24 protein-coding genes are annotated in these 25574 nt (G+C 71.4%); 8 read left to right on the top strand and 16 right to left on the bottom strand.

Annotation, left to right across the window (positions count from 1 at the left end; genetic code table 11):
- Nucleotides 1-7 precede the first annotated feature (7 nt).
- On the top strand, nt 8-568 hold the full coding sequence (locus EJK15_RS02130; RefSeq protein ID WP_240776713.1) for a serine hydrolase domain-containing protein: 561 nt from the start codon (nt 8-10) through the stop codon (nt 566-568).
- Between the two features lie 2 nt (nt 569-570).
- Here EJK15_RS02130 and EJK15_RS02135 read toward each other — a convergent pair whose 3' ends face one another.
- The gene (locus tag EJK15_RS02135) at nt 571-1527 is read right to left on the bottom strand and encodes a quinone oxidoreductase family protein (protein WP_138708628.1); all 957 of its coding nucleotides are present in this window, start codon (nt 1525-1527) and stop codon (nt 571-573) included.
- Nucleotides 1528-1617: 90 nt separating this feature from the next.
- On the opposite strand from EJK15_RS02135, the gene EJK15_RS02140 reads away from it, so the two are divergent.
- Nucleotides 1618-2208 (top strand): TetR/AcrR family transcriptional regulator, encoded by a 591-nt coding sequence (locus EJK15_RS02140; RefSeq protein ID WP_171074051.1) that lies wholly within the window; start codon nt 1618-1620, stop codon nt 2206-2208.
- Here the strand turns inward: EJK15_RS02140 and EJK15_RS02145 are convergent.
- A complete protein-coding gene (locus tag EJK15_RS02145) occupies nt 2183-3055 on the bottom strand; it encodes a LysR family transcriptional regulator (RefSeq protein WP_138708630.1) in 873 nt (290 codons plus the stop codon). The genes EJK15_RS02140 and EJK15_RS02145 overlap by 26 nt on opposite strands.
- A 71-nt stretch (nt 3056-3126) precedes the next feature.
- On the opposite strand from EJK15_RS02145, the gene EJK15_RS02150 reads away from it, so the two are divergent.
- Complete coding sequence (locus tag EJK15_RS02150) at nt 3127-4005, top strand: 4-hydroxy-tetrahydrodipicolinate synthase family protein (RefSeq protein ID WP_138708631.1); 879 nt, start codon at nt 3127-3129, stop codon at nt 4003-4005.
- On the opposite strand, the gene EJK15_RS02155 is transcribed toward EJK15_RS02150, so the two are convergent.
- Nucleotides 3967-5115, bottom strand: coding sequence for an FAD-dependent oxidoreductase (locus EJK15_RS02155; RefSeq protein WP_138708632.1), 1149 nt, complete (start codon nt 5113-5115; stop codon nt 3967-3969). The two genes, EJK15_RS02150 and EJK15_RS02155, sit on opposite strands and share 39 nt — an antisense overlap.
- A gap of 47 nt (nt 5116-5162) precedes the next feature.
- On the opposite strand from EJK15_RS02155, the gene EJK15_RS02160 reads away from it, so the two are divergent.
- Nucleotides 5163-5636 carry a MarR family winged helix-turn-helix transcriptional regulator gene (locus tag EJK15_RS02160; RefSeq protein ID WP_138708633.1) on the top strand — a complete coding sequence of 158 codons (474 nt, stop codon included), beginning with the start codon at nt 5163-5165 and terminating at the stop codon, nt 5634-5636.
- A gap of 9 nt (nt 5637-5645) precedes the next feature.
- Here EJK15_RS02160 and EJK15_RS72555 read toward each other — a convergent pair whose 3' ends face one another.
- The 3 genes from EJK15_RS72555 to EJK15_RS02180 all read right to left on the bottom strand — a co-directional run bounded on the left by EJK15_RS72555 (nt 5646) and on the right by EJK15_RS02180 (nt 13324).
- Nucleotides 5646-10661, bottom strand: a complete 5016-nt coding sequence (locus EJK15_RS72555; protein ID WP_206060604.1) for a DNA repair ATPase — start codon at nt 10659-10661, stop codon at nt 5646-5648.
- A gap of 75 nt (nt 10662-10736) precedes the next feature.
- Nucleotides 10737-12833, bottom strand: a complete 2097-nt coding sequence (locus EJK15_RS02175; protein WP_138708634.1) for a flotillin family protein — start codon at nt 12831-12833, stop codon at nt 10737-10739.
- Complete coding sequence (locus EJK15_RS02180) at nt 12833-13324, bottom strand: OB-fold-containig protein (RefSeq protein WP_240776716.1); 492 nt, start codon at nt 13322-13324, stop codon at nt 12833-12835. The genes EJK15_RS02175 and EJK15_RS02180 overlap by 1 nt, the downstream gene beginning before the upstream one ends.
- 216 nt (nt 13325-13540) lie before the next feature.
- Between EJK15_RS02180 and EJK15_RS02185 the strand changes: the two genes are divergently transcribed.
- Nucleotides 13541-14452, top strand: a complete 912-nt coding sequence (locus EJK15_RS02185; protein ID WP_138708684.1) for an NADP-dependent oxidoreductase — start codon at nt 13541-13543, stop codon at nt 14450-14452.
- A gap of 86 nt (nt 14453-14538) precedes the next feature.
- Here the strand turns inward: EJK15_RS02185 and EJK15_RS02190 are convergent, their stop codons facing one another.
- The 3 genes from EJK15_RS02190 to EJK15_RS02200 form a co-directional block, all read right to left on the bottom strand.
- Nucleotides 14539-15459: an aminoglycoside phosphotransferase family protein gene (locus tag EJK15_RS02190; RefSeq protein ID WP_138708636.1), complete on the bottom strand. Its 921-nt coding sequence runs from the start codon at nt 15457-15459 to the stop codon at nt 14539-14541.
- Nucleotides 15460-15576: 117 nt separating this feature from the next.
- A complete protein-coding gene (locus tag EJK15_RS02195) occupies nt 15577-16455 on the bottom strand; it encodes a 1,4-dihydroxy-2-naphthoyl-CoA synthase (protein WP_138708637.1) in 879 nt (292 codons plus the stop codon).
- A gap of 75 nt (nt 16456-16530) precedes the next feature.
- Nucleotides 16531-16863, bottom strand: coding sequence for an ArsR/SmtB family transcription factor (locus EJK15_RS02200; RefSeq protein WP_138708638.1), 333 nt, complete (start codon nt 16861-16863; stop codon nt 16531-16533).
- An 87-nt stretch (nt 16864-16950) separates the two neighbouring features.
- Here EJK15_RS02200 and EJK15_RS02205 point away from each other — a divergent pair, with 87 nt between their 5' ends.
- Complete coding sequence (locus tag EJK15_RS02205) at nt 16951-17121, top strand: DUF3073 domain-containing protein (RefSeq protein ID WP_138708639.1); 171 nt, start codon at nt 16951-16953, stop codon at nt 17119-17121.
- Here the strand turns inward: EJK15_RS02205 and EJK15_RS02210 are convergent.
- Complete coding sequence (locus EJK15_RS02210; RefSeq protein ID WP_138708640.1) at nt 17084-17620, bottom strand: cytochrome P450; 537 nt, start codon at nt 17618-17620, stop codon at nt 17084-17086. The two genes, EJK15_RS02205 and EJK15_RS02210, sit on opposite strands and share 38 nt — an antisense overlap.
- Here EJK15_RS02210 and EJK15_RS70010 point away from each other — a divergent pair.
- Complete coding sequence (locus EJK15_RS70010; RefSeq protein ID WP_171074052.1) at nt 17603-17776, top strand: hypothetical protein; 174 nt, start codon at nt 17603-17605, stop codon at nt 17774-17776. The two genes, EJK15_RS02210 and EJK15_RS70010, sit on opposite strands and share 18 nt — an antisense overlap.
- Here EJK15_RS70010 and EJK15_RS02215 read toward each other — a convergent pair.
- Both EJK15_RS02215 and EJK15_RS02220 read right to left on the bottom strand, forming a co-directional pair.
- Complete coding sequence (locus tag EJK15_RS02215) at nt 17766-18653, bottom strand: alpha/beta fold hydrolase (protein WP_138708641.1); 888 nt, start codon at nt 18651-18653, stop codon at nt 17766-17768. The genes EJK15_RS70010 and EJK15_RS02215 overlap by 11 nt on opposite strands.
- A gap of 65 nt (nt 18654-18718) precedes the next feature.
- Nucleotides 18719-21679 (bottom strand): helix-turn-helix transcriptional regulator, encoded by a 2961-nt coding sequence (locus tag EJK15_RS02220; protein ID WP_138708642.1) that lies wholly within the window; start codon nt 21677-21679, stop codon nt 18719-18721.
- A gap of 157 nt (nt 21680-21836) precedes the next feature.
- On the opposite strand from EJK15_RS02220, the gene EJK15_RS02225 reads away from it, so the two are divergent.
- Nucleotides 21837-22406: an NADPH-dependent F420 reductase gene (locus tag EJK15_RS02225; protein WP_171074053.1), complete on the top strand. Its 570-nt coding sequence runs from the start codon at nt 21837-21839 to the stop codon at nt 22404-22406.
- 21 nt (nt 22407-22427) lie between these two features.
- Here EJK15_RS02225 and EJK15_RS02230 read toward each other — a convergent pair whose 3' ends face one another.
- The 4 genes from EJK15_RS02230 to EJK15_RS02245 form a co-directional block, all read right to left on the bottom strand.
- A complete protein-coding gene (locus tag EJK15_RS02230) occupies nt 22428-23831 on the bottom strand; it encodes an LCP family protein (protein ID WP_138708644.1) in 1404 nt (467 codons plus the stop codon).
- Nucleotides 23832-23972: 141 nt separating this feature from the next.
- A complete protein-coding gene (locus EJK15_RS02235) occupies nt 23973-24239 on the bottom strand; it encodes a DUF6510 family protein (RefSeq protein WP_138708645.1) in 267 nt (88 codons plus the stop codon).
- Nucleotide 24240: 1 nt separating this feature from the next.
- Nucleotides 24241-24969, bottom strand: coding sequence for a ferredoxin reductase (locus EJK15_RS02240; RefSeq protein WP_138708646.1), 729 nt, complete (start codon nt 24967-24969; stop codon nt 24241-24243).
- Nucleotides 24970-25569, bottom strand: a complete 600-nt coding sequence (locus EJK15_RS02245) for a sulfite oxidase-like oxidoreductase (RefSeq protein ID WP_138708647.1) — start codon at nt 25567-25569, stop codon at nt 24970-24972.
- Between the last annotated feature and the right edge of the window lie 5 nt (nt 25570-25574).

Raw genomic sequence — 25574 nt, forward strand, 5'->3', positions numbered from 1 at the left:
ACACCGTGTGAGGCGGTATCCCGGGATGGAGCTGGCCCCCGACCGGTACCGGTACGTGCTGGAGCGGCCCGTCATCGAGGAGGCCGGCAAGCGGTGGCTCTACTGCGGCGGGGCGAGCGCGCTGATCGGGGGGATCATCGCACGTGGGACGGGCCGGCCGCTGGAGGAGTACGCCGCCACCGCGCTCTTCGGACCGCTCGGGATCACCGAGTTCCAGTGGTCGAAGGGCGACGACGGGCTGGCGATGGCCGCGGCCGGGGTGCGGCTGCGGCCGATCGGCCTGGCCGCCATCGGGCAGCTCGTGCTCGACGGCGGCCGGGGGATCGTGCCCGGCGATTGGATCAAGGAGTTGTCGCGACCGCGGGTGAGGATCGACGACGGGTTCGAGTACGGCTACCAGTGGTACGTGGGCACCGGAGCCCGTCGCTGGGTCCAGGGCATAGGCAACGGCGGGCAGCGGCTGCTCGTGGCGCCCGGCGAGGAGCTGGTCGTGGCGGTGACCGCCGGAGAGTATGACCAGGACGCGGCCAGCGCCGCGGCCATTGTCGAGGCTGTCCTCGGCGCCTGAGATCAGGGAATGAGCAGGATGCGCCCGGTGACCGCGCGGCTCTCCAGGAGGTGGTGGGCCTGCGCGGCCTCCTCCAGCGGCAGCGTGCGGTCGATGAACGCCTCGCCGCGCCCCGATCCCAGCCGGGCGAGCATCTCCGGATAGCGCATCCCGAACACCTCCCCGGCCCACCCCGGGCCGCTGCAACCGACGATCGTCACGCCGCGTTCCATCAGGTCCGCGGCGGTGACGGCGGCGGGTTCCCCGCTCAGCAGCCCGTAGTAGAGCATGCGGCCGGAGCCGGGCGTCAGGTGGTCGAGCACCCTCCTGGCCGAGCTCCCGCCGATGGACTCGAAGACGACGTCCACGTCCGCGGGCAGCTCGCCGGGCCACTCGGGCGAGCTGTGATCGAGCACGACGTCGGCGCCCAGCTCGCCCGCCCGGGCCCGTTTGGCGGCGGACCCGGCGGTGGCGATCACCTTCGCCGCCCCGAACTCCTTCGCGTGCCGCACCACCTGGCTTCCGACCGAGCTGGTGCCCGCCTCCACCAGGACGGTCTCCCCGCCTTCGAGTCGCGCCCGGTGCAGCAGGCCCAGGGCGATCGCGCCGGGCGCGGCCACGGCCAAGGCGTCCGCCGGCGTCACGCCCTCCGGGACCGGGCAGGTCATGGCGGCCGGGAGCGCCACGTACTCGGCGTACGACCCCAATCCGCCGGTCACCCCCACCCGCGTGGTCCCGAGCAGCTCCGCGCCGACGCCCTCGCCCACCTCCACGACCTCACCGACCGCTTCCGCGCCGAGCACGGCGGGCAGCGACAGCGGGAACGGCAGCGCGCCCGCTCTGATCTGGGTCTCCGCGTAGCTGACGCCGATGGCCTGGGCACGGATGAGGACCTGACCTTCGCCTGGGCGCGGGCGGGGCAGATCCGTCACCTTGAGCTGCTCCGGGCCACCCGTCTCGGGCAGGACGATCGCGCGCATGCTTCGCTCCTTCAAAGGCATTAAGTGAACCAGTGGTCCAGTTAATATATGGACCTCTGGTCAAGTTTGTCCATACGAAAGAATGACCGGATGGAACGTCGGGAGCGGGCCGATGCCGCGCGCAACAGGCAGGCGATCCTGCGGGCGGCCGAGGACCTGCTGGGGCAGTACCCGCCCGAGCAGGTCTCCGTGGAGCGGGTCGCGGCAGCCGCCGGCGTGGGCAAGGGGACGGTCTTCCACCGGTTCGGCAGCCGTACCGGGCTCATGCGGGAGCTCATGGCCGAGCGGGTGCGGGAGCTGGAGGAGGCCGTCACCGAGGGGCCGCCGCCGCTCGGCCCGGGCGCGCCGCCGGTCGCGCGGCTGGTCGCGTTCTTCGAGGCGCTGGCGGTGCTGGCGGCGCGCAACGGGAACCTCGTGGCGGCGTATGAGCACGCCATGCTCACCAGGAAGGCCGCCCCCGAGCAGCCGAGGGAGGCCAATCCGATCTACCTGTTCTGGCACCGGCACGTGTCGGAGCTGATCGCCGCGGGGCGGCCGGACGTGGACGCCGAGCAGATCGCGCACATGCTGCTCGGCGTGCTGCACATGGAGCCGATCGCGAGCCAGTTGCGCGCGGGCGAGCACGACAAGCTCGCCGCGAGCTACGCCGAGCTGGTCAGGGGGCTGATGGGAGGTCGATGATCGCCGTTCGGAAGGCGGCGACGGCCGCCCTGATCGCCGGGTGCTCGCCGTACCCCCTTCTGAACGCCGCCAGCGTGCGGCGGCTCAGCGGCAGGCGGGTGAGCGCGACCCCGGGCGGCGGCGCGGTCGCGGCCAGGTGGGGCACGAGCGCGACGCCCTGATCCGCCGCCGCGAGGGCCAGGACGGTGTCGAAGTCGTCGATGTGGTGCCGGACGCGCGGCTCGAAACCCGCCGCCTGGCAGGCCCTGATCGCCATGGTGTGGCAGAGCGTGCCGGGCTTGTTCGTGATCCACACGTCATCGCGGGCGGCGGCGATCGAGGCCCGGTTCGTCAGGTACATCGGCTCGCTGAACAGCGGCTCCGTCTCGATGGACGGGTCGGTGACGGGCGGGACGAAGTCGTACTCGTGGACGAGCGCCACGTCGAGCTCCCCCGCCCGCAGCGCGGCCGACACGTCGGCGGGGTCGATCTCGGCGACCATCGGCTCCAGCCCCGGATGCGCGCCGGTCAGGCGGAGGGCGGACGGCAGCAGCACGCGGGCCGCCGTGGGGAACGCGCCGATCCGGAGAGGCCCCGACGGCCCGCCCCGCGCGGCAGCGAGGGCCGCCGAGGCGCGTTCGAGCTGCTCCAGTACGGCCTGCGCGTGCTCCACCAGGAGGTGTCCTGCCGGGGTCAGTGTCACGGTACGGCCGGTGCGTTCGAGCAGCGGCACGCCTGCCTCCCGTTCCAGGGCGCTGAGCTGCTGCGAGACGGCCGAGGGCGTGAACGTGACCGCCTCCGCGACGGCGGCGATCGTGCCCCGCATGGCGAGTTCGCGGAGGAGGTGAAGCTTGCGCGGATCGAGCATAAGTTGAGCTTACGTTCCAGCGAAGAAATCCGAACTAGACCTAACGGGACGCGGTCGGTCACGCTCGAAGCATGTTGAGAGGAATCCACGTACCGCTGGTCACCCCGTTCGCCGCGACGGGCGAGGTGGCCCTGGACGTCATCGAGAAGCTCGCCCACCAGGTTCTCGACGAGGGCGCGGCCGGGCTGGTCGCGCTCGGCACCACCGGTGAGGTGGCCGCGCTCGACCCCGAGGAAGTGGCGCGGGTGATCGACGTGTGCGCGCGCGTCTGCGTGCGGCGGGAGGCGCTGCTGACGGTGGGGGTGACGGGGAACGACACGCGCTCGACGGCGCACGCGTTGCGGAGCCTGCCGGACGGGGTGGGGGCGGCGCTGGTGACCGTCCCGTACTTCCTGCGGCCCGGCGAGCGCGGGGTCGTCGCGCACTTCGAGGCGCTGGCCGAGGAGACGCCGGTGCCGCTCGTGATCTACCACATCCCGTACCGGACCGGGCAGGCGGTGGGCGCCGCGACGCTGCGGCGGCTGGGGGCGCACCCGATGGTCGCAGGCGTGAAGTACGCGGCCGGCGGGATCGATCAGGACGCCGTCGACCTGCTCGGGGACCTGCCCGACGGGTTCGAGGTGGTGGGCGGCGACGACGCGTTCATCTCGCCGCTGCTCGCCCTGGGCGCCTCGGGCGGGATCCTCGCCTCGGCGCACCTGCGCACACGGAGCTTCGCCGACCTGGTGGACGCCTGGCACGCGGGGGACGCGGGCCGGGCCAGGGCGCTCGGGCACCGGCTGGCCAGGATGTCCGCCGCACTGTTCGCCGAGCCGAACCCCACCGTGATCAAGGGCGTGCTGCACGCCCAGGGCCTGATCCCGACCCCGGACGTGCGGTTGCCGCTGGTGCCCGCGAGCGCTGGGGCGGTGTCACAGGCTCGCCTGGTAGCGGTACATCCAGGCGAGTGACTCCTGGCTCGCGCTCTTCTTCAGGAAGAGCGGCAGCATCAGGTCGCGGAAGACCCGGCCCACCGGGCCCGCGGCCTTGCTGTTGCTGATCGTTCGCGAGTACGCGACCACCCGCTCCACCCTGGGCCGCCGCTCGGCCTCGAAGCGCCCGAACGCCTCGCGGTGATCCGCGCTGTCGCGCAGGCACCTGGCCAGCGCGACCGCGTCCTCGACGGCCAGTGAGGCGCCCTGGCCGGAGCTGGGAGAGGTGGCGTGCGCGGCGTCTCCGAGGAGCAGGACCCGGCCGCGGTGCCACACGGGCACCGGCGGCAGGTCGTGGATCGGCAGCGCCGGTCCGACCTCGCTGCGCGAGACGAGCTGGGCGGAGGAGTTCGCGTCGTCCTCGAACGCCCTGACCAGCTCCGCCTTCCAGCTCTCCGGAACGTCGCCGAGCCGCCTGGGCAGGTTCGCGAACCACCAGGTCTCGCCCGAATCGGCCACCGTGTAGCCGAAGAACGCGCGCTTGCCGAAGACCATGTTGTACACGCCCGGCTCGCCGGGGAGGCTCGTGTCCTTGACGATCCCGCCGAAGCTGTACAGCCCGCTGTAGCGGGGCGCCGGGGCCTGCGGGTCGAGGATCGAGCGGGTGTGCGAGTGCACGCCGTCGCAGGCGATCAGCAGGTCCCCGGTGGCCTCCGTGCCGTCCTCAAACCTGGCGGTGACCCCGCCTCCGTGGTCGTCGTACGAGACCAGGCGCTTGCCGTACGTCACCTGGATCCCCCGCCGCGCGGCCTCGTCGCGGACGGTCCGGTAGAGGTCGGAGCGCAGGACGGTGTGGCTCACCGTGCCGTCGTCGAGCCGCAGGCCGTTGGCCACCTCGCCGAGCCGCTTGCCCGAGCCGCTCCACATGACCATCCGCGGCGTGGGGATGGCCGGCTCCAGCACCGTACGGTGCGCGCCCAGCGTGCGCAGCGCGGCCAGGCCGTTCGAGGCGAGGTTGAGGAACGAGCCCACGTTCTCCGCGCTCTGCCCGTACGCCTCGAAGATCTCCGCCTCGACGCCCACCTCACGCAGCGCCATCGCGGTGACCGGGCCGGCAATTCCGCACCCTATGATCAAAGCCTTCATCATGATACCTTTCGTTCGGTCGAACGAAATATACGGTGAAGGTATGGGTTATGTCGAGAGATATTTCGGATCACCGAAAGAAGTTGCTGGAGGAGCTGGCGGTTGCGGGGCGGAAGAGCAGCAACGCCGCCGTGATGTACCACAGCGCCATGGGCGAGCGGCTCGGCCTTGGCATGACCGAGGAGAAGACCCTCGACCTGCTGCAACGTCTCGGGCCGCTGACGGCGGGCGAGCTCTCCCAGCACACGGGCCTGGCGCCGGCCACGGTCAGCGGCGTGATCGACCGGCTGGAGGGCAAGTGGCTGGTACGGCGCGTGCGCGACACCAAGGACCGGCGGCGGGTGCGCGTCGAGATCAACTACGAGCGGCTGGCCGGGTTCGGGGAGCTGTTCGAACCGTTCGTGGCCGCGCTGGCGCAGCTGTACGAGCGCTACACGGACGAGCAGCTCGAAGTGATCCTCGACTTCCTCACCCGCTCCACGGCCCTGCAGCGGGAGGCGACCACGGCGCTGGGCGAGGAATGAGGCGTGCTCTCAGCGGTCGGACTCCCTGATGGCCGTGCCGACCTCGCTCACCCGGTCGGCCAGCAGGCCGAGCGCGCCCACCGCCCTGGCCATCGGATCGTCGTCCGCGCCGCCGAGCGCCTTGGCCCTGAGGTAGGCGCTCTTGATCTGCGCCCAGCGCTCGGCCTGGGCGGGGGTCAGGCGGCCGCGCAACTCGGCCAGCTTGAGCAGGTTCGCCTCGGCGTCGGTGGTAAGGGTCTGCGCCTCGCCCAGGTAGTGGTCGTCGATCACCGCTTCCAGCTCGGCGTCGTTCATCGCGGGCACGATGCGCTCGGTCAGCTTGTTCATGTTCCGGTACGAGCCCTGCAACCGGTACGGGGGCTCCGTGCGGGCGGCGTCGGACTGGCCGGCCGAGGCGATGTACGCCCGGTTGTTGGCCAGCACGACCTCCTGAACGCGGACCAGCTTCGCCAGGACGCTGAGGATCTGGTCGAGCTCCGGCTTGCTGTACGGGTGCCTGAGCTGGTCCGGCCGGACCGTCGTGTCGCCCTTCGCGAGACGTACGAGGAGCTCCACGTCCTCCCGCTCGCGGCCGGACAGGGGCGCCAGCACGGGGTTGGAGGTGAGGGCGTTATCCACGTAGCTCAGCGCGAACAGGTCTTCCTTGCCCGACAGGACGTCGCCCAGGTTCCACACGTCGGCCCGGTTGGCCAGCATGTCGGGGATGCGGAAGCGCTGACCGGACTCGGTGTACGGGTTCCCGGCCATGCACACCGCGAACCGCTTGCCGCGCAGGTCGTAGGTGCGGGTCCGGCCGTTCCAGACGCCCTCGATGCGGCGCTGGGCGTCACAGAGCGAGATGAACTTCTGCAGCAGCTCCGGCGAGGTGTGCTGGATGTCGTCCAGGTAGAGCAGCGTGTTGTTGCCCGTTTCGAGGGCGAACGAGATCTTCTCCACCTCCTGCCTGGCCGTCGCGTCGGGCGCGTCCGCCGGGTCCAGCGAGGTGACCTCGTGGCCCAGCGCGGGGCCGTTCACCTTGACGAAGACCAGGCCGAGGCGGCTGGCGACGTACTCCATCAGGGTCGTCTTGCCGTAGCCGGGCGGTGAGATGAGCAGCAGGAGCCCCATCTGGTCGGTGCGCTTGTTCGCGCCCGCCGCGCCCAGCTGCTTGGCCAGGTTGTCGCCGATCAGCGGCAGGTACACCTCGTCGAGGAGGCGGTTGCGGACGAAGGCGCTCATGACCTTGGGCTTGTACTCGTCCAGGCGGAGGCGGTGGCGCTCGCTCTCGACCAGCTCGCTCCTGCGGCGCTGGTAGGCGCGGAAGGCCGGGACCCGCTCCAGACGGAAGCGGCGGGTTCTGGTGAGGATCTCGTCCAGGTGGATGTGCAGTTTGCGGTCTTTGATGCGGGGGTGGGTGCCCAGGAGGCCGTCGACGGTTGCTGTGGTGGCGGCGCTGGAGTCGTGGCGGGGGAGTTCGCCGCACAGCTGCACGGCTATGGCCTCGGCTGTTTCCGGGCCCTGGTGGTAGGCGGCCAGCCAGGCCTGGGCCAGTTGCAGGCGTTCGGGGAGGGGGAGTGACCTGAGGTCGTCCTCGAACTCGCGCAGCTTGACCGGGCCGAGGGAGTGGCGGAAGCCGTCGAGGAGGTCGCGGGCGGCCTTGCTGGTCACGAAGCCGGTGGGGTTGCCCGCCAGCTCCTCGACCAGATACTCGCCTGCCATGAGCGCCGCCGTCGCGGCTGCCATGCCGTTCACACCGGATGCCGCCACGCCTGCCAGGTCGTTCATGGCGGCTGTCGATGCGTCTGCCGCGCTGGCCGCGATCAAGCCGCCGAGTTCCGCGGCCAGTGCGTCCAGGGCGGGTGTGATGCCGAAGACCGTGCGGGCTCGGATCAGGGACACGGCCCGGGTCGTGAATGTTTTACGTGAAACGTCGTCCAGGCCGAATGCCCAGAACAGCTGGGCCATGGCGCGCACCTCGGCGGGATACCGCAGCAGCCCGGCCCCCTCGCGCAGCCGGACGAGAGTGTCCAGAATGGCCGTGGCGTCGTGGTCGTGGACCCCGCGCTCGTACCCCTCGTCGTACCGGGACTCGGCAGTCTGCCGGACCAGATCGGCCAGGGGCGCACCGGGGGTGACGGAGTCCAGCAGCGAGGCGGCCAGGTGCTCGGCGCGGTAGACCTCGGGCGTCTCCGACACCAGGAGCTGGTCCCAGAAGGGGCGGGTGTCGGCGAAGGAGGACGGCACGGGCGAGCGGTAGTCGGTACCAGTGATCGCGAAGTACATCGAGACGCGCTCATGGTCGCGGCCGCTTCCGGGCTCGTTGGCTCGTCCCTCGCTCTCTCCCCCGGAGCTCCTCCGCACGCGCTCATGGTCGCGGCCGCTTCCGGGCTCGTTGGCTCGTCCCTCGCTCTCTCCCCCGGAGCTCCTCCGCTCCACATGAGGCACCAGCGTCAGGTCGATGGGCTGGGTGTTCACGGCGAAGCGGTGGTGGCCGAGCCGCAGCGTCTCGCCGCCGTCCGAGAACAGGTCCAGGCGGTCCCGCAGCGCCCGTCCCGCCTCCTGCTGCGCCGACTTGACGCGCCCGTCCAGCTCCTCGGCCCGTACGGCGTCCCCGAGCGACCGCAGCTCGCCGGCGGCCGAGCGGACCTTGGCCACCATCGGGTCGGTCGCGAAGTACGTGTTGACCTCGTCCAGCGAGGTCAGCGCGCCGAGGCGGCGGGTGATGCTGCCCAGGATGCGCTCGGCGGAGGCGAAGATCCGGTCCGCCCGGCGGGCCAGCTCGTCGAGCTGGGTCTGCTTGCGGGCGGAGAACGCCTCGTAGACGTCGTCCCGCTTGGCCGACAGCTGTGTCGCGAAGTCGTCGAACTCGCCGAAGCGCGACTCCAGGTTCTCGACCTGAAGCATGAGCCGGCCGAGTTGCTCGTCGCACTTCCCGGGAGTGTCGGCCACCGCCAGCGCGCCGGTGATGGCCTGGCCGAGCAGGGCGAACTCGGCGGCGAACGCGGCCCGGCCCTCGGTGCCGAGCAGGTCGCGCCGGCGCCCGTCGAGTACGGCCCGCGCCCGGTTGACGCCGCCGAGCACCTCGGCGATCCGCCCCAGAATGGACGTGCGGACGGTGGCGTCGGCGATGTCCAGCGAGCCGACGACCTCCGTCACCACCTCCAGGCCCTCCGCCTGCTCCGCCAGCCGGTCCGCGACGGGCGCCGCGTCGGCGACCGTGGCGATCGCGGCCGCGTCGGTGGCGAGCTGGTCGACGGCCGCGTGGTAGGCGGTGAACGCCTCCGCGCGCTCCAGGAACGCGACCGCCCGCCGCCCGGCCGAGTCCAGCTCCTCCGCCACGGACGCGGCCAGCGAATCCAGTGCGGTCAGGTCGATGTAGCGGATCTCGCGCAGCGTCACCAGGCGGCCCTGGGCCCGGCGCAGCGTGGCCAGCATGGTCACCCAGGCGTCGGCGGTGGCCGGGCTGTCGGCCCGCGCCTGGCGTACGAGCTGGGCGGTCTCCTCCGTCGCCGAGGCGAGTGTCTCCGACGCCTGGTGGGTGAGCTGCTCGACGTTCTCGTACTCGTCGAGCACCTGCTCGGCGGTGGCGCGTACGTCGGCGAGAGGCCCGCGCAGGCCGTGCTCGCCGAGCCAGTGGTAGGAGTCGAAGGCCCGCGTGCAGGCGGCGATCAGCCCCTCGAACGTGCCGGCCGACGGCGCCATCTCTTCGACCATGCGGGACACGGACAGGCAGTCGGAGATGCCGCGCACCAGCTCGGCGTTGCCGATGCGTTCGAGCGGGCCGGTGCCGGTGGGTTGGGCGGCGGCGTACGTGTCGGAGACGTAGGGGGTCTGCCACACCTGCATCGGGTGGACCCGGGTCGGCTCCTCGGAGGTGGCGCGGAAGACCACCATCGTGCCGTCGTCGAAGAGCGAGTACCCGTGGCAGAGGATGGGGGTGGCCACCTCTTTCCTGATGACGTTGTACGGCAGCAGCAGCGAGCGGCCGTCACCCCTGGCGTGGAAGACGTACAGGACGTCCTCGCCGTTGGGCGAGCGGACCACCCGCTCGAACTCCAGGTCCGTCACGTCGGTGGCGAACGTCTTGCTGACCCCGGTCGTCAGGTAGTAGCCGCCGGGGAAGATCAGGCCCTGGTCCTCCGGGAGGCGCTGGCAGGCCTGGCCGATGCCGTCCAGCCTGACGACGGCCTTGGTGCGGGTGTTGAAGACCAGGTGACGCCACTCGGTCTCCTTGTACGGCCTGATCCGCATCAGGATCAGCGGCCCCACCCTGGCGTACTCGACGTCGGCGTCGGCCAGGCTCTGCAGCGGCTCGGAGACCGGCTCGGCGTAGATGCCCGCACCGGTCTCCGTGTTGTTCTCGATCTTGATGGTGAGGTCGCCGCCGACGGTCTCGACGAACACCTCGCCGCCGATCGAGATGTGCGGGTGGCGGCCGAGCACGTGGTCGTCGCGGGTGGTCGGCGTCCACTCGAAGTCGTGCGACGGCGGGAAGACGTGGTCCCGCTCACCCCGGTTGTCCAGATATTTCGGGACCCCGTGGGTGTCGACCGCCCAGCGGAGCACCCGCTGGTCGGCGGGGCCCGTCTGGAACACGGCGAGCAGCTTGCCCTCCACCCGCCGGAGCTGCTGGAGCCGGGTCTCCTTGTAGTACCGGTAGAGCTCGGCGAAGTCCTTCTTGAACGCCGGGTCGGCCAGCGCCTCCAGCTTGTCGGCGTCGAACCTGAAGGCGTCGCCGTCCCTGGAGAACCGGTGCACCGCGAACACGTCGGCCACCGTCGTCTCCGGCTTGAGCCCGATGAAGACGTTGTAGCCGAACAACATCACGTCGCCCAGGGAGACGATGTCCCTGGGGACGCAGTTGTTCTCGGTACGGATGCGCTCGGTGCCCAGCAGGCGCAGCTCCGCGCCGCCGAAGACCTTCAGCCGCTCCCCGTTGAGCGCCCCGGCCGCCGCCGCGAGGGCCTTGGCCTGGGTCTGGAGCCGGTTCCTGAGGACCTCGTACGTCCCCGCCTCCAGCTCCGCGCCGGCTTCCAGCGTGCTCACAGGCCCTCCTCCGTCGGGCCTGCGTGCAGGCTGCTGCGCCTAATGGCTCCCTCGCCCTGCTCGGTCACGTGATGTTCAGCCCTTCGCCCTGGCCAGCGCGGCCACCGGTGAGTCGGCCACGCCCAGGCGGCGGGCCGTCTCCAGGAGCTCGCCGAGCGCCGACGACTGCGGGCCGCCGTTCTGGATGAGCTGCATGAGCACCGCGGACACGGTCAGGTTCTTGAGATCCTCGGTACGCACGCCGCCGACCACGTTCGCGAGGTCGGCCGCCAGGCTGGCCTCGCCGTTGACGTACGGCGACACGAGCGCCCCGGCGACCTGCGAGTGGCCCACGAAACCGTCCACGACCTTGCCCGCGGTGATCGAGCCGACCACCTTGTCGAAGAACATCGTGTCGCCGCCGACGATGTCGATGTTCGCCTTCGCGAGCCCGGCGGCCAGCACGCTCGCCTGCGACTCGGCCACCTGCCGCGACACGTCGATCTGCTTGAGGCGGATCTCCTTGTCGGCCTCCAGGCGCAGGCGGTACTCCTCGTGCCCCCTGCTGGCGTCGTCCAGCGCCGCGATCGCGGCCGCCTTCTCGGTGAGACCCTCGGCCTCGGCCTTCAGCTTCTCGCCCACCGCGGCCGCGGCGGCCAGCGCCATCGCCTGCTCGCCCTCGGCCCGAGCCTTGAGCCGCTCCCCCTCGACCAGCGCCATCATCTTGGCGCCGTCGGCCTCGGCGGCCAGCTTCTCCTTCAGCACCATGGCCTCGGCGCGGCCCACCTTCTCGATGGCGTCGGCGTCGCGCTCCTTGACCTGGACCTGTGCCAGCCCGCTCGCGGCGGTCTCGGCCTGGACGCCCTCGGCCAGGCGGATCTTGGCCCGGGCGTCCAGCTCGGCGGTCTGCTGCCGGGCCTCGGCGAGCACGAGCTCCTCACGTGCCTTGAACTTGGAGGCGGCCTCTGCGGCCTCGGCGGCCTTGATGTCCTTGACCAGGCTCTCCTGAGCCTCCGCCTCGGCGGCGATGATCACCTGCTGGCGGGTGCGCTCGGCCTCCTCGACCACGCGCAGCCGCTTGATGCTCTCCTCCTGCTCGGCCACGGTCTTGTCGACCGCGATGCGCTCGCGGATGACCTCGGCGATCGACCGCTTCTCGGTCTCGACCTCTTTGTCCTTGGAGATGCGCGACAGCTCGGTCTCCCGCTCGCGGGCGATGACCTCGAGCAGGCGGTCCTTCTCGATGCGCTCGGACTCGATGGCGATCACGCGCTCGCGGTTCTTCTCGGCGACCGCGATCTCGCGGGCCTGGTTCTCCTTCTGCACGCCGAGCTGCTCTTCGGTCTTGATGCTGGCGGTCTGGGCGCGCAGCCTCTCCTCGGCCTGCACGCGGGCGACCTCCGCGTCCTCGCGGGCCTTGACGGACTCGATCTCCCGCCGCTGCTTCATCTCGGCGTCGGCCTGGCGACGCTGCAACTCGAGGATGGCCTCGCGGGCGTCCACGTTCTGGCGGGTGATCTCCTTCTCCTCGTTGCGCTGGAACTCGTTCGTGCGCACGTGTTCGATGGCCGTCAGCTCGGTGATCTTGCGGATGCCCTGCGCGTCGAGGATGTTGCTCTTGTCGAGCTGGAGCAGAGAGGTCTGCTCCAGGTAGTCGATGGCGGCGTCCTCGAGGCTGTAGCCGTTGAGGTCGGTGCCGATGAGCCGGACGATCTCGTCACGGAACTCGTCGCGCTTGGTGTAGAGGTCGACGAAGTCGAGCTGCTTGCCGGCCGTCTTGAGCGCCTCGGAGAACTTGGCGCTGAACAGCTCCTGCAGCGTCGTCTCGTCGCTGGCGCGCACGGTGCCGATGGCCTGGGCGACCTTGATGACGTCCTCGGCGGTCTTGTTCACCCGGACGAAGAACGTGATCTTGATGTCGGCCCTGATGTTGTCCCGGCAGATCAGGCCCTCGCGGCCGGTCCGCCCGATCTCGATGGTCTTCACCGAGATGTCCATGATCTCGGCCTTGTGGACCACGGGTAGCACCACGGCGCCGGTGAACGTCACGTCAACCTTGTTGACCTTCGACACGATCAGCGCCTTGCCCTGTTCCACTTTGCGGAAAAGGCGGCCGATGAGGATCAGCAGGCCGATCACGATGATCAGGATGACGGCGAGGAAAACGCCGAAACCTGTTGAGATGACGTCCATCACAGCTCGCTTTCGTAGGGCATGACCCAGAAGAATTCGCCGTCTGCGTCGTATTCGAAGATGAGTGCTTTGTCGCCGCGCGCGAGGCGGTCCTGCCCGGTCGTGCGCACCTGCACGACCGCGGACGAGCCGTCGGCGGCGGTGACCTCGGCCTGGCCGAAGTCGTGGGTGGCCGTGCCGGTGCGGATGACGCACTGCTGGCCGACGAAGTCGCCGCGCGAGTGCCGGTCCCCTTCGGGGAAGATCCGGCGCAGCGGGACCACCAGGCCGCGGGTAGCGAGCCAGGCCCCGCCCGCGGCGGCGAAGGGGACGGCGATCAGCAGGCCGCCGGTGGCGAACTGGCTGCCGATCAGGCACAGCAGCCAGGCCAGCGCGATCAGCAGTGAGAGCGTGACTCCGGCCGGGACCCCCCCGAGGCCCAGCCAGGGTGCGTCGTCGTCCAGCTCGAAGAGGCCGGTGACGACGACCAGCCAATACCCGACGACCACCACGAGAAGAAAACTGAAAATGACAGTCGGAAAACTTAACGCGATGTCTATGAACTCGGCCATCCCGCCTCGGTGTGCCCCATCCCCGTGTGATGTCCTGACGGACTATATCCAGATAAAGACCGAGTAAAGGAGAAAGTTCCCCAAACGGGGTTACGTGTCGCGGGAGTTGACCTCAACCATGGTTTAGGTAGCAGGCTGGTCGGCATGGAAGAACTGATGAGGGCGGCGGCCTTCGCCGAGCCAGGTGGTCCCGAGGTACTGAAAGTGATGGAGCTCCCGGCGCCCCAGGCGGGCCCGGGGCAGGTACGCGTGCGCGTGCGGGCGGCCGGCGTGCAGCCGTTCGACGCGGCGGTACGGACGGGGTGGCTGCCGCCGTACATATCGGCGGCCGATTTCCCGCGCATCCCGGGCAACGAGTTCGCGGGCGTGGTGGACCAGGTGGGGGAGGGCGTGACCGGGGTGTCCGCCGGGGACGAGGTGCTCGGGTTCTCGAAGCTGTTCGCCTACGCCGAGTACATCGTGGTGGACGGCACTGACGTGGCGCCCAAGCCCGCGGGCGTGCCGTGGGAGGTGGCCGGCGGGCTGACCGCGGGCGTGCAGACGGCGGAGCTGGCCCTCGACGGGCTCGGCGTCAAGGAAGGCGAGACGCTGCTCGTCCACGGCGCGGCCGGATCAGTGGGCACGGCGGCCGTGCAGATCGCCAGGATGCGCGGGGCGACGGTGATCGGCACCGCCCGCGAGACGAACCACGACTACCTGCGCGACCTCGGCGCCGTTCCCGTCGTCTACGGGGAGGGGCTCGCCGGCCGGGTCCGCGCGCTCGCGCCCGGCGGGGTCGACGCGGCGCTGGACGGCGCCGGGGGCCATGCGCTGGAGGTCTCGCTGGAGCTGGTCCCCGACCGTGGGCGGATCGTCACGCTGGTCGAGCACGGCAAGGCGGCCGAGCTGGGCGTGCGCGTCGTGCGGGGCGATCGGACGGCCGAGCGGCTCGGGCGGTACGCCTCGCTGTACGCCGAGGGGCGGTTCACGTTCCCGGTGCGGCGGGCGTACCGGTTGGAGGAGGCCGCGGACGCGCATCGGGAGATCGAGACCGGGCACGGCCAGGGGAAGATCGTCCTGACGATGTGACTCCGGACGAGAAACCTGCTCATCAGCCTGCCGTCCCACTGTTGTGCCTGGTCAAGGCCGTAGCGGCAGTCCATTCAGCAGGTTTCTCATCCGCGCTGACGGTGGCGTACGGCCTCGGCCACGATGAGGTCGATCTCGCCGAGCTCGCTCTCGCCGTCCTCGACGTTCCACAGGCCGTTCTGCAGCACCCGGCCCAGCGTCCAGCCGGCCGCCCGCTGCGGGTCGAGCCCGAGCCCGTCCACCATCTGGTCGAAGCGGCGCAGCACCGCCCGCGTCATGTCGCCGGTCGCGACCACGTCGTCCCACCGGTTCCACAGGGCAGGCCATAGGTCGAACCCCGGGTCGCCGGCCAGCGGCTTGGGGTCGATGGCCAGCCACGGCTCCCTGTCGCCCGCCAGCACGTTGTCGTAGTGCAGGTCCCAGTGCAGCAGCCGGTCGCCGGGCTCGGGGACGAGCTCGGCGACGGCGTCCGCGCACCACCGCAGCCAGAAGCGGTCCCGCTCGCGCGGCAGCGCCTTGATGGCCTCGTCCACGTCGTCGAGCATGGCCTGGGCGATGTCCTCGAGCCGGCGCATCCCCTCGGGCGCGGGATGGGCCACGAGCCGCACGAGCAGCTCGGTCAGGATCGTCATCGCCTCGACGTCGTCGGGCACGGCCGACAGAGGACGGCCGGCATGCAGCCGTTCCAGCAGCATGGTGCCGGTCTCGGGGTCGGACTCCAGCAGCCGTACCGACGCGTCCCCGTCCCAGGCGCGCAGCCCGATCGCCTCGCTGGCGTTCTCGTCGGTGACGGGCTGCAGCTTGAGCGCGGCTTGCGTCCCGTCCTCGCGGACCACCGGCAGCACCAAGGACACCACTCCATGCCCGGGCTCGCCGTCGAGCCGCAGCCCCCATTCCTCCAGATACCGCTCGCCCAGCGCGGGCAGCCCGGCGGACCAGGCGCGCCCGGCCTCCCCGTCGTACTTCACATGTGACTCGGTCAACGCCTCCGGAACCGTGATCCTCATGCCCCCAGCCTGCCCTGGGGTCAAGGGCTGGGGCTTCCCCTCATCCAGACCCTGGGGCGCCCCAGGAACGGGGTGTTCACGCTGGTCACGTCGGCCTGCCGCGGTAGTGTCGGGCCGTCAGTAGTGCCAGGGGAAGGGCGACCAGTCGGGAGCGCGCTTCTCCAGGAAGGAGTCGCGGCCCTCGGCCGCCTCGTCCGTCATGTACGCCAGCCGCGTCGCCTCACCCGCGAACACCTGCTGTCCGACCAGCCCGTCGTCGATCATGTTGAAGGCGAACTTCAGCATCCGCTGGGCCGTGGGCGACTTGCCGTTGATCTTGCGGGCCCACTCCAGGGCGGCGACCTCCAGCTCCTCGTGCGGCACCACGGCGTTGACCATGCCCATGCGGTGGGCGTCGGCCGCGGAGTATTCGTCGCCGAGGAAGAAGATCTCGCGGGCGAACTTCTGCCCGACCTGCCGCGCCAGGTAGGCCGAGCCGAAGCCGCCGTCGAAGCTGGCCACGTCGGCGTCGGTCTGCTTGAAGCGCGCGTGCTCCGCGCTGGCCAGTGTGAGATCCGCCACGACGTGCAGGCTGTGCCCGCCGCCCGCGGCCCAGCCGGGCACCACGCAGATCACGACCTTGGGCATGAAGCGGATCAGGCGCTGCACCTCCAGGATGTGCAGGCGGCCGGTCGAGGCCGAGCCGTCGGCGTACTGGTAGCCGTCCTTGCCCCTGATGCGCTGGTCGCCGCCCGAGCAGAAGGCCCAGCCGCCGTCCTTGGGCGACGGGCCGTTGCCGGTGAGCAGCACGCACCCGACGTCGGTGGTCTGCCGCGCGTGGTCGAGCGCGCGATAGAGCTCGTCCACCGTCTGGGGACGGAAGGCGTTGCGTACTTCTGGGCGGTTGAAGGCGATCCGCACCGTGCCCTGGTCCAGCGCCCGATGGTAGGTGATGTCGGTGAAGTCGAATCCCTCGACCGCCTGCCACGCCTTGGGATCGAACAACTCGGAGACCATGGGCCGAAGCCTAACTGATCTGCTCTTCGGCCCATCCGGCAGCCGGTGTGCAGGGCGGCGCCTGGCCGCTGGTGGTTAGGTGACCTCGGCTCGCAGCTCCGCGAGCAGCTCGCCCTGGTCGGCGAGCATGTCGGTGAGGATGCGGCGAGCGGTGCCGAGCAGATCGGCCAGCTCCGGCGTGGCCAGCGTGTAGACCACGGTGCTGCCCTCGCGGATGGCGCTCACGATTCCGGCCCTGCGCAGGACCGCGAGCTGCTGGGAAAGACTCGACGGCTCGATGTCGATCTGGGCCAGCAGATCCCTGACGGGTAGCGGCCCTTCCTGGAGTAGCTCCAACACTCGGATGCGAGCGGGGTGGCCGAGCGTTCGGAAGAAGTCGGCCTTGGCCTGGTAGACCTCCACGTGCATATAGCCCAGAGTAATCCAGTGAAGTTGCATAATTCTTCAAGTCGTAACGTTGTTGGATAGCATGACAGCGGGGACTAGGGAGTAGCCATGGGCCGAGGAAGAGCCAAGGCGAAGCAGACGAAGGTCGCTCGCCAGCTGAAGTACACGAACCACAACATCGACTACGACCGGCTGCGCAAGGAGCTGGGCGCGGACGAGCGGAGCGAGGAGATCTCCCCGCCTACGCCGTCCGAGCAGGAGTCCGAGCGCGCGCAATGACGCGCGTCAGCTTCGCGGGAGCGAGGGTGACGTTCTTCAGCCGCCTGGCCTCCGGTGCCTGATCGGGCGCCGCGAGTTCCAGGCGGTGCAGCACCTCCCGGATGATGACGCGCATCTCCAGCAGGGCGAGTTGCGCGCCGACGCAGAAGCGCCGGCCGCCGCCGAACGGCATCCACGCCCTGCTCTGGCGTCCGTCCAGGAAGCGTTCCGGGCGGAACTCCTCCGGTGCGTCGAACACGTCTGGGTCGCGATGCACGAGCGGGATGTACGGTCCGGCGTACCAGCCGGCCGGGATCTCGTACTCGCCCAGCCGGAGCGGGGCGTCGAGCAGGCGCGCCGCCTCATAGACGACGGGCCGGACGCGTAGCACCTCCTTGACCACCGCGTCGAGATAGGGCTCGTGGTCCGGCAGCCGTTCGAGGGCCTCGGGCAGGCGCAGGAGCCGCTCGAAGGCCCACGCCAGGCCGGTGGCGGTGGTCTCGTGGCCGGCGATCAGCATGGTGATCAGCTCGTCGCGGATCTCCTGGTCGCCCAGCTCGGTCTCCAGCAGCCGGCCGACACGCCCGGCGTCCCGGATGCCGAAGATCAGGCGAGCACGCCCGACTCCCGCCAGGTCGTGGACGCGCTCGCCGCCCTCTCGGGCCTCATCGCCTAGTGTGGCGGACGATCGCCGTGGCCAGCTCCTCGTACGCCTGGGGCGGCAGCATGTGCCCCATCCCGTCGATCATCCGCAGCTCCGCGCCGGGGATCCGCTCGGCGATGATCGCGCCGTGGCCGGGCTTTGCGGGCTCGTGCGTGCCCTCGATGACCAGCGTGGGCGCCTTCACCCGGCCCAGCGCGTCCACCGGCTCGAAGTCCGGGGAGGCGGCGTGCGCCAGGCGGTGGTTGACCACGGCCGGCAGGTCGCGGGCCCGTTCGAGCACGCGTTCCTGAAGGCGCCGCTCGGCGTCCTCGTCGAACGGCAACGCGGTGCCGTGCAGCAACCGCGCCTCCGCGATCATGCGGTCGATCTGCTCGCGCCGGTCGGAGGGCGGTGGCGCGGCGATCCACTTCGTGTAGAACTCCACGAACTCCGGCCTGGGCGGCGGCAGGCTGCCCTCCGGCTGCGGCTGCCCGGTGAGCGCCCGCATGAGCACCTCGCCCTCGCGCCCGCCCAGCGGCGAGGATCCGATCACGGTGAGCGTGCGCACCCGTTCCGGGTGCTCGACGGCGATCAGCTGGCCGAGCAGCCCGCCCGCCGAGTGGCCGACGAGGTGGGCGCTGTCCAGCCCGTACGCGTCCAGCACGCGCAGCACGTCGTCCTTGATGTCGAGCCACGTGTACGGCTGCTTCTCGAAGTCGAAGGTGGCCGACTTGCCGGTGTCGCGGTGGTCGTACCTGACGACCCGCCGGCCCGCGGCGACCAGCCGCCCGACGAACTCGTCCGGCCACAGGATCCCCTGCGTCATCGACCCCATCACCAGCAGGATCGGCGGGTGTGTGACGTCTCCGAACTCCTCGGTCCAGAGCTCCCCGCCGTCAATTTCGATCATGTTCGTTTGCATGACTCGAGCCTGCCCCGGATCGCTACGGATGCCTTCCGTAGGACTACTGGCGTTCAGAGCAGCCGGGCCAGTTCAGTACGGGTGGAGATGCCCAGTTTGGGATAGATCTTGTAGAGGTGGTACTCGACGGTGCGCGGGCTGAGGAACAGCCGCGCCGCCACCTCCTTGCTGGACGCCCCCTCCGCCACCAGCCGGGCGATCCGCAGCTCCTGCGGGGTCAGCGCGGCCAGCGCGTCGCTCTCCGGCCGGGCCACCGTCTCGCCCGCCGCTCGCAGCTCGCCGTGCGCTCGCTTGGCCCACGGCTTGGCGCCCAGCCGCTCGAACGTCTCCAGCGCCGCGCGCAGATGGTGCCGCGCCTGACCGGGCTGCTGCGCGCGGCGCAGGCGCTCGCCGTACAGCAGGGCTGTACGTGCCCGCTCGAACGGCTCGCCGTGCCGGCGCAACGCCTCCTCGAACAGCTCGGCCCCGCCGCCGGACAGCTCGGTTCCGCCACCGGACAGCTCGGCCCCGGCACCGGACTGGTCGGTTCCTGGGCCGGACCGTCCGCTCACGCCGGCGAGCAGAGCGCGGCAGCGGGCGAGCAGCGCCAGGGGCTCGTCCGTGGTGGCGTGCGCCGCCCACCGCTCGTAACCGGCCACCGCCTCCCTGGCGGCCTCGTACTCGCCTGCCGCCACGGCCGCCTCCACCCGGTCCGGCGTGGAGCGCCATACCACTGTCGGCTGCCCGGCGCCGGGGCCGGCCGTGGTGATGGAGACGAACCGCGCGTGCGCCGCCGCGTACCGTCCCATGCCCAGATCCAGCATCGCCAGCGCGTACGCGGCCACGCCCGCGCGCAGCCCGATGCGGTGCGGGATCGCGATGGCCAGCGCCTCCTCCGCCTGGCGGCGGCACTGCTCCTCCTCGCCCCGCAGGGCCGACACCACGGCCAGGTTCGCCAGGTGGGCGGCGACGGAGTTGCGGTATCCGGCCTCGCGCGCCAGCTCCAGCCCCTCTTCCGCGATCGCGGCGCTCTCGGCGAGCCTGCCCTTGATCCGCTCGGCCGTCGACACGAACTCCAGCACGACGGGCAGTTGCCCCACCATCCCCGACACCCTGGCCGCCCGCCCGGCCCGCTCGACCAGCTCAGCGGACACGTCGGCCTCCCCGAGATAGCTGGCCGCCGCCGACGCCCACAGCAGCTCCGCCGCCCCGGTCAGCTCACCGGTACGAGCCAGCGCCCCGCGCAGCAGGTCACCACCGGTGCCGTCGTCCAGCATGGCCCCGATCCCGGCCACCACGTCCCGCAGGAAGCCGGGGGCGTATGCCCTGGCCCGCCGTCCCAACTCCACGATGGCCGCCACGTCGCCCACGTAGCTCGCCGCCTCGGAGGCATCGGCGAGCATCTCGATCGTCTGGCCTGCCGCCAGAATCCTCATCGCCTCCGCCGCGTCCCCCGAGTTCAACTCGAACCGCCCCCGCAACTGCGCGATCTCCTCAAGCAGCCCGACCCGCCTACCTGGCCGGACGCCTGCCGGCCGGGGGCCTCCCGGCTCGGCGGCCGGCGCGCCGGCGTGTGGGGTGAGCGTCTCGGCCGGTTCGGCGATGCCGGCGAGTCCGTGGGCTTCGGCCAGGTCGCGGGCCTCGGCGAGGTGGCTTTGCGCCTGGCCGGGGCGGCCGCCGAGCCAGGCGGCGGTGGCGGCGTCCTTCAGTCGCTCTGCCCTGACGAGCGGATCGGGGGTGAGCTCGGCCGCCCTGGCGAGGGCCGTCGCGGCGTCGCCGTACCCACCCCTGGCCCGTGCCCGTTCGGCGGACTCCGCCAGTGCGGCGGCCACCGCCTCGTCCGTGCCCACCCTGGCCGCGGCCAGGTGCAGGGCACGCCTGTCGCCGTCCACCAGCTCGGCGAGTGCGGCGTGCGCGGCGCGGACCTGCACGGAGGTGGCGGCGGCGTGCACGGCCGACCTGACGAGCGGATGCCGGAACCGGATCACCCCGCCCGTCACTGTCACCAGCCCGGCGGCCTCCACCTCATGCAGCACCCCATCGCTTCCCGGCTCGACAGGCACGCTCCCGGCGGCTCCCGGCCCGGTGGATCCGACGTCGCGCCGGGTTCCGGTCGCGTCCGGCCAGGAGACGGTGAGGTGGGTGGCGGCGCGGAGGACGAGGGCGAGGTCACTCTCCAGGGAGGCGAGCAGGACGAGACGGCGGGCGCCTTGAGACAGCCGGGCCACCTGCTCTCCGAACAGCTGCTCGCCGCCCGGCAGTGGATCGGGCAACGGGACTCGACCGGCGAGCTGGTCGGGTGACAGCGACGCGGCCGTCTCGCGGAGCACGAGCGGGTTGCCTCCGGTCAGGGCCGTCAGCTGCGTCCTGACCTCGGAGGCGACGGTGACGGCGGAGTCCAGGAGCCGACCGGCGCCGGCCTCGTCCAGGCCGCCGACGCGCAGCTCGGGCACGCCCTTGAGCACGGCGTCCCCGCGGACGGCCAGCAACATCGCGATGCTCTCGGTCCGCAGCCGCCTCGCCGCGAACAGCAGCGCGTCCGCCGACGCCCGGTCGAACCATTGGACGTCGTCGATCAGGCACAGCAGCCCGTGCGGCGCCGCCGCCTCGGCCAGCAGCGACAGGACGCCCGCCGAGACCAGGAAGCGGTCCGAGCCGGGCGCGGCGGCCAGGCCGAGCGCCCCGGAAAGGGCGTCGCGTTGCGGCTCGGGGAGCGCGTCGAGGAGGTCGATCACCGGGTGGAGCAGCTGGTGCAGGGCGGCGAAAGCCAGGTCGGACTCCGACTCGATCCCGCCCGCCCGCAACACCCGCATCGCCCCCGCTCGCGAGCGCGCCGGTGCGACGGCTTCGGCGTCCGCCCGCGAGTCGGCCGATGTGACGGTCTCGGAGCGCGCACGGTGGGCGGCGTGGTCCAGGAGGGCTGACTTGCCGACGCCTGCCTCGCCGCGCAGCGCCAGTGCGCGGCCCTCGCCGGTGCGGGCGGAGGTGATCAGGGCGTCGATCGCGGCGGTCTCCGCGGCTCTGCCGTACAGCACGGAAGGGGACTGTACAGCGGCCTCAGACGAGCGACGTCAGTGGGCCGGGAGATGGCCGCGGGAGGGGTCTTCGTGACCAAGGCTGTTCCTGTCACGCGCAAAGTCAGGAATGTCGGCGGCGGCTCGGGGCAGTTCCCGGGGGCGAGGTGATCGACACATGCGTGTGGGAATCGTGGGTTCTGGGAAGCTCGGCGCGCCGCTCGGACGCCTGCTCGCGGTCGCCGGCCACGACGTGTGCTTCAGCGACACCGAGCCCTCCCGTGCGGCGGCGGCCGCCGCCGCGGCGGCCGGTGGCCAGGTCAGGGACGGCTCACCGATCGAGGCCGCGCGGTTCGGCGAGGTCGTCATCATGGCGGTGTGGTGGGAGGCGTTCCCTGCGGTGGTGGAGGAGCTCGGCGGGGAGCTCGCCGGAAAGATCGTCATCGATCCGAGCAATCCGATCACCGATCGCGACGGCACGGCGACGGCGGTGGCGGTCCCGGACGGGTTGACCAGTCCGCAGTACCAGCAGCACGTGCTGGGGCCGGGGGTGCGGCTGGTGCGGACGTTCAACACCAAGTACCCCAACGAGCTGCTGGAGCTCGGCACGGCCGGGCAGGGCGGCGGGACGCGGGCCGACATGCCCTACTGGGGCGACGACGACGGGGCCAAGAAGGCCGTGGTGCCGTTGATCGAGGATGCCGGGTTCACCGCCATTGACGGGGGTGGTCTCTCCGAAGCCCGCTGATGCTCCGGCGTTCCGGGAAGGTCAGGTGGCGCACGAGTCGTGGGTGGCGTCGAAGCCCTTGAGCGACTCCGTGTCGTCCGAGCGCAGCGGCTTCAGGCCCTGCCAGTCGTCGCCGATCACGAGCACCAGCCGGTTCGTCCGCGCCGCCGCGACCTCCCTGGGCGCGGCGGCGAGCAGGTCGCCGGCCAGCGTGGGGACGCGGGTCTCGCCATCCGGGCCGTAGAGGATCGCGGTCTTCGGCTGCGGCTTGCGTGCCGAGTCCCCGATCTTCGTGATGTGGTAGCCGCGCTGCTCGAGGAAGGCCGCCACCTGGCTGCCCAGCCCGCTGCGCCAGGTGCCGTTGCGCAGCTCGATCTGGATCTTGGGCCGGGCCACCTTGGCCTGGCCGCCCTTGATGCCCTCGACGCTCTGGTCCCTGGCGACGATCTGGAACAGCCGGCCGGCCTGCGCCTGCACCCACTCGACCCGGCCGGGCTGGGTGAGGGAGTAGTGCCACGGGGTGGTGATGAAGCGGATCTTGCCGGCGTCCAGGCCCTGGAGGCTTGCGGCCAGGTCTTTCATGACGCCCACGGACAGGCCGCGGTCGGTGGTCACCGCCTTGGTGCCGGCGTCGAGGATGCCCAGGAGCTTGGCCGGGTCGGAGAGCGTCTCGCCGCTCATCACCTTCTTGACCATCGAGGCGATGAACATCTGCTGCCGCTGGATGCGCCCGATGTCGGAACCGTCGCCCAGGCTGTAGCGGGCGCGTACGTAGCCGAGCGCCTGCTCGCCGTCGAGCGTCTGCCGCCCGGCCGGCAGGTGCAGCAGCGCCTTCTTGTCGTCCACGCGCTGCGGCAGGCAGACCTCCACGCCGCCCACGGCGTCCACCATGCTCTTGAAGCCGGTGAAGTCGACCTTGACGAAGTGGTCGATGTGGATGCGGGTCAGCGTCTCGATCGTCTTCCAGGTGCAGGCGATGCCCCCGGAGTTGAACGACTCGTTGATCATGCCGAGGTGCGGCCGCTGCCCGGGCAGGCCGCCGGTGGCGCGGCAGGCGGGCAGCTGGACCAGCGAGTCGCGCGGGAAGCTGATGACCATCGCGTTGTCGCGCTGTGACGACACGTGGACCAGCATGATCGTGTCGGTGCGCTCGCCCGCGACCCGGCCGTACCTGGCGTTCTTGCCGTTGCGCTGGTCGGAGCCGACGACCAGGACGTTCATCGCGGTGCCGGCGACCTTGGGCGGGCGGGTGGCGCCGAGGTCGTCGGCGGTGACGTCGACGTGCCTGACGTTGCCGATCAGCTTGGTCCAGACGCCCACCGCGACGCCCGCGACCAGGAGGACGAGGGTCACCGCGACCGCGACCGCCCAGCGCAGCCAATGGCGCCGCCGTCGTGGCGGCGCGCCGGGCCCGGAGGGCGGCGCGTCGACAAGCCCGCTGCTCACGTGACTCCCACAGGGTCGGGGCCGAAGGGGCCGCCGCCCCTGGCCATGAGCACGGCCTTGCCGTAGGGATCTCGGCCGTTGATCGTGACTGAGTGTACTCAGTCGGACCAGGTCATGGCACAGTCAGGGACGATCGCGGGGTCAGTCGGGCATGGTCATGCGGAGCGACACCGTGCCGCGCAGATCCAGCCAGGCCGTGCCGGGGCCGCGGACCAGCCTGAGCACCACCTCGTCGCAGCCGGGGCAGCGGGCCACCAGGCCGGGCTCGGGGCCGTACACGCGGAGCGAGGCGACGGGACCCGTCAGTCCGCAGCTCGCGCAGCGGCCGGTGGCGGCGGTGACGTCCACGGCGAAGATCTCGCCGAGCGGGCCCGCCAGGGCGTTTCCGTCCAGGTGTTCTGCGGTCATGTCAGCCTCCGGTCGGGCCGAATCGTTCGGTTCTGATCTGCTCCGGCGCGTGCCCGAGCGCGAGCAGCAGGTCGGCGGCCGCCTCCACGAAGCCGGTCGGCCCGCACACGTAGCAGTCCGGCGCGAAGTCGGCCGGCCAGCCGCCCTCGGCCATGTCGGTCAGCGCGATGCGGCCGGCCGCGCGGGACACGCCGGGTGGCACGGCCCTGGTGTAGAGGTAGGCGACGTCGAGCCCGGGCTCGGGGCGCCGCAACTCCGCGGCGTAGTAGCGGCTGTCCTGGTCGCGCAGCGAGTAGAGCAGCCGGAACGGCACCCGGTTGCCCGCCTGCCGGCGGGCCCTGATCATGGCCATCAGCGGCACGATCCCCGACCCGCCGCCGACCAGCAGCACCGGCGCCTTGCTCGCCGGCCGCCAGACGAACCAGCCGCCCACCGGGCCGCGGAGCTCGACCTGGTCGCCGGCCTCGATGACCTCGGTCAGGTACGGCGACACCTCGCCGTCGGGCACGGTCTCCACGGTGAGCTCGACCAGGTCGCCGTCGGCGGGCGCGGCCAGCGAGTAGCTGCGCTGCGCGGTGTAGCCGTCGTCGGCCGTGAGCCGCACGTCCACGTGCTGTCCCGCAAGGTGACCGGGCCAGCCGGGCACGTCGAAGACCAGCGTGCGGGCGGTGGCGGTCTCGGCGCGGACCTCGCGCACGCGGGCGGCCCGCCAGGGCAGGCGGCCGCGCACTCAGTCGCCCTCGTAGCGCTGCTCGCGCCACGGGTCGCCATAGTTGTGGTAGCCGGCGGTCTCCCAGAAGCCGGGCCAGTCCTCGTTGAGCAGCCGGATGCCGCGCACCCATTTGGCGGACTTCCAGAGGTACAGGTGCGGCACGAGCAGCCGGGCCGGGCCGCCGTGCCGGGGCTCCAGCTCCTCGCCGTCGTAGCGGTGCGCGATCCACGCCTTGCCGTCGAGCAGGTCCTCCAGCGGCATGTTCGTGGTGTAGCCGCCGTAGGAGTAGACCAGCGCGTATTCGGCGGTGGTCTCGACGTCCTCGAAGAACACGTCGAGGGAGACGCCCTCCCAGGTGGTGCCGAGCTTGGACCACTTGGTGACGCAGTGGAGGTCCACCGTCGGCGTCTGGCTCGGCAGTGCCGTGAACTCCTCCCACGACCAGCGGTGGGTCTGCCCCGCCTCGGTGTCGATGGCGAACTCCCACCGGTCGAGCGGGACCCGCGGGGTCGGCCCGGCCGACAGCACCGGGAAGTCCTCCACCAGATATTGACCGGGCGGCAGCTGGTCGCCGCCCTCACTGCGCCTTCCGCGGAAACCGCGCGAAACGATGCCCACGACCC

Origin of the sequence: Nonomuraea basaltis (genome assembly GCF_005893125.1) — a bacterium.
GTDB lineage: Bacteria > Actinomycetota > Actinomycetes > Streptosporangiales > Streptosporangiaceae > Nonomuraea > Nonomuraea basaltis.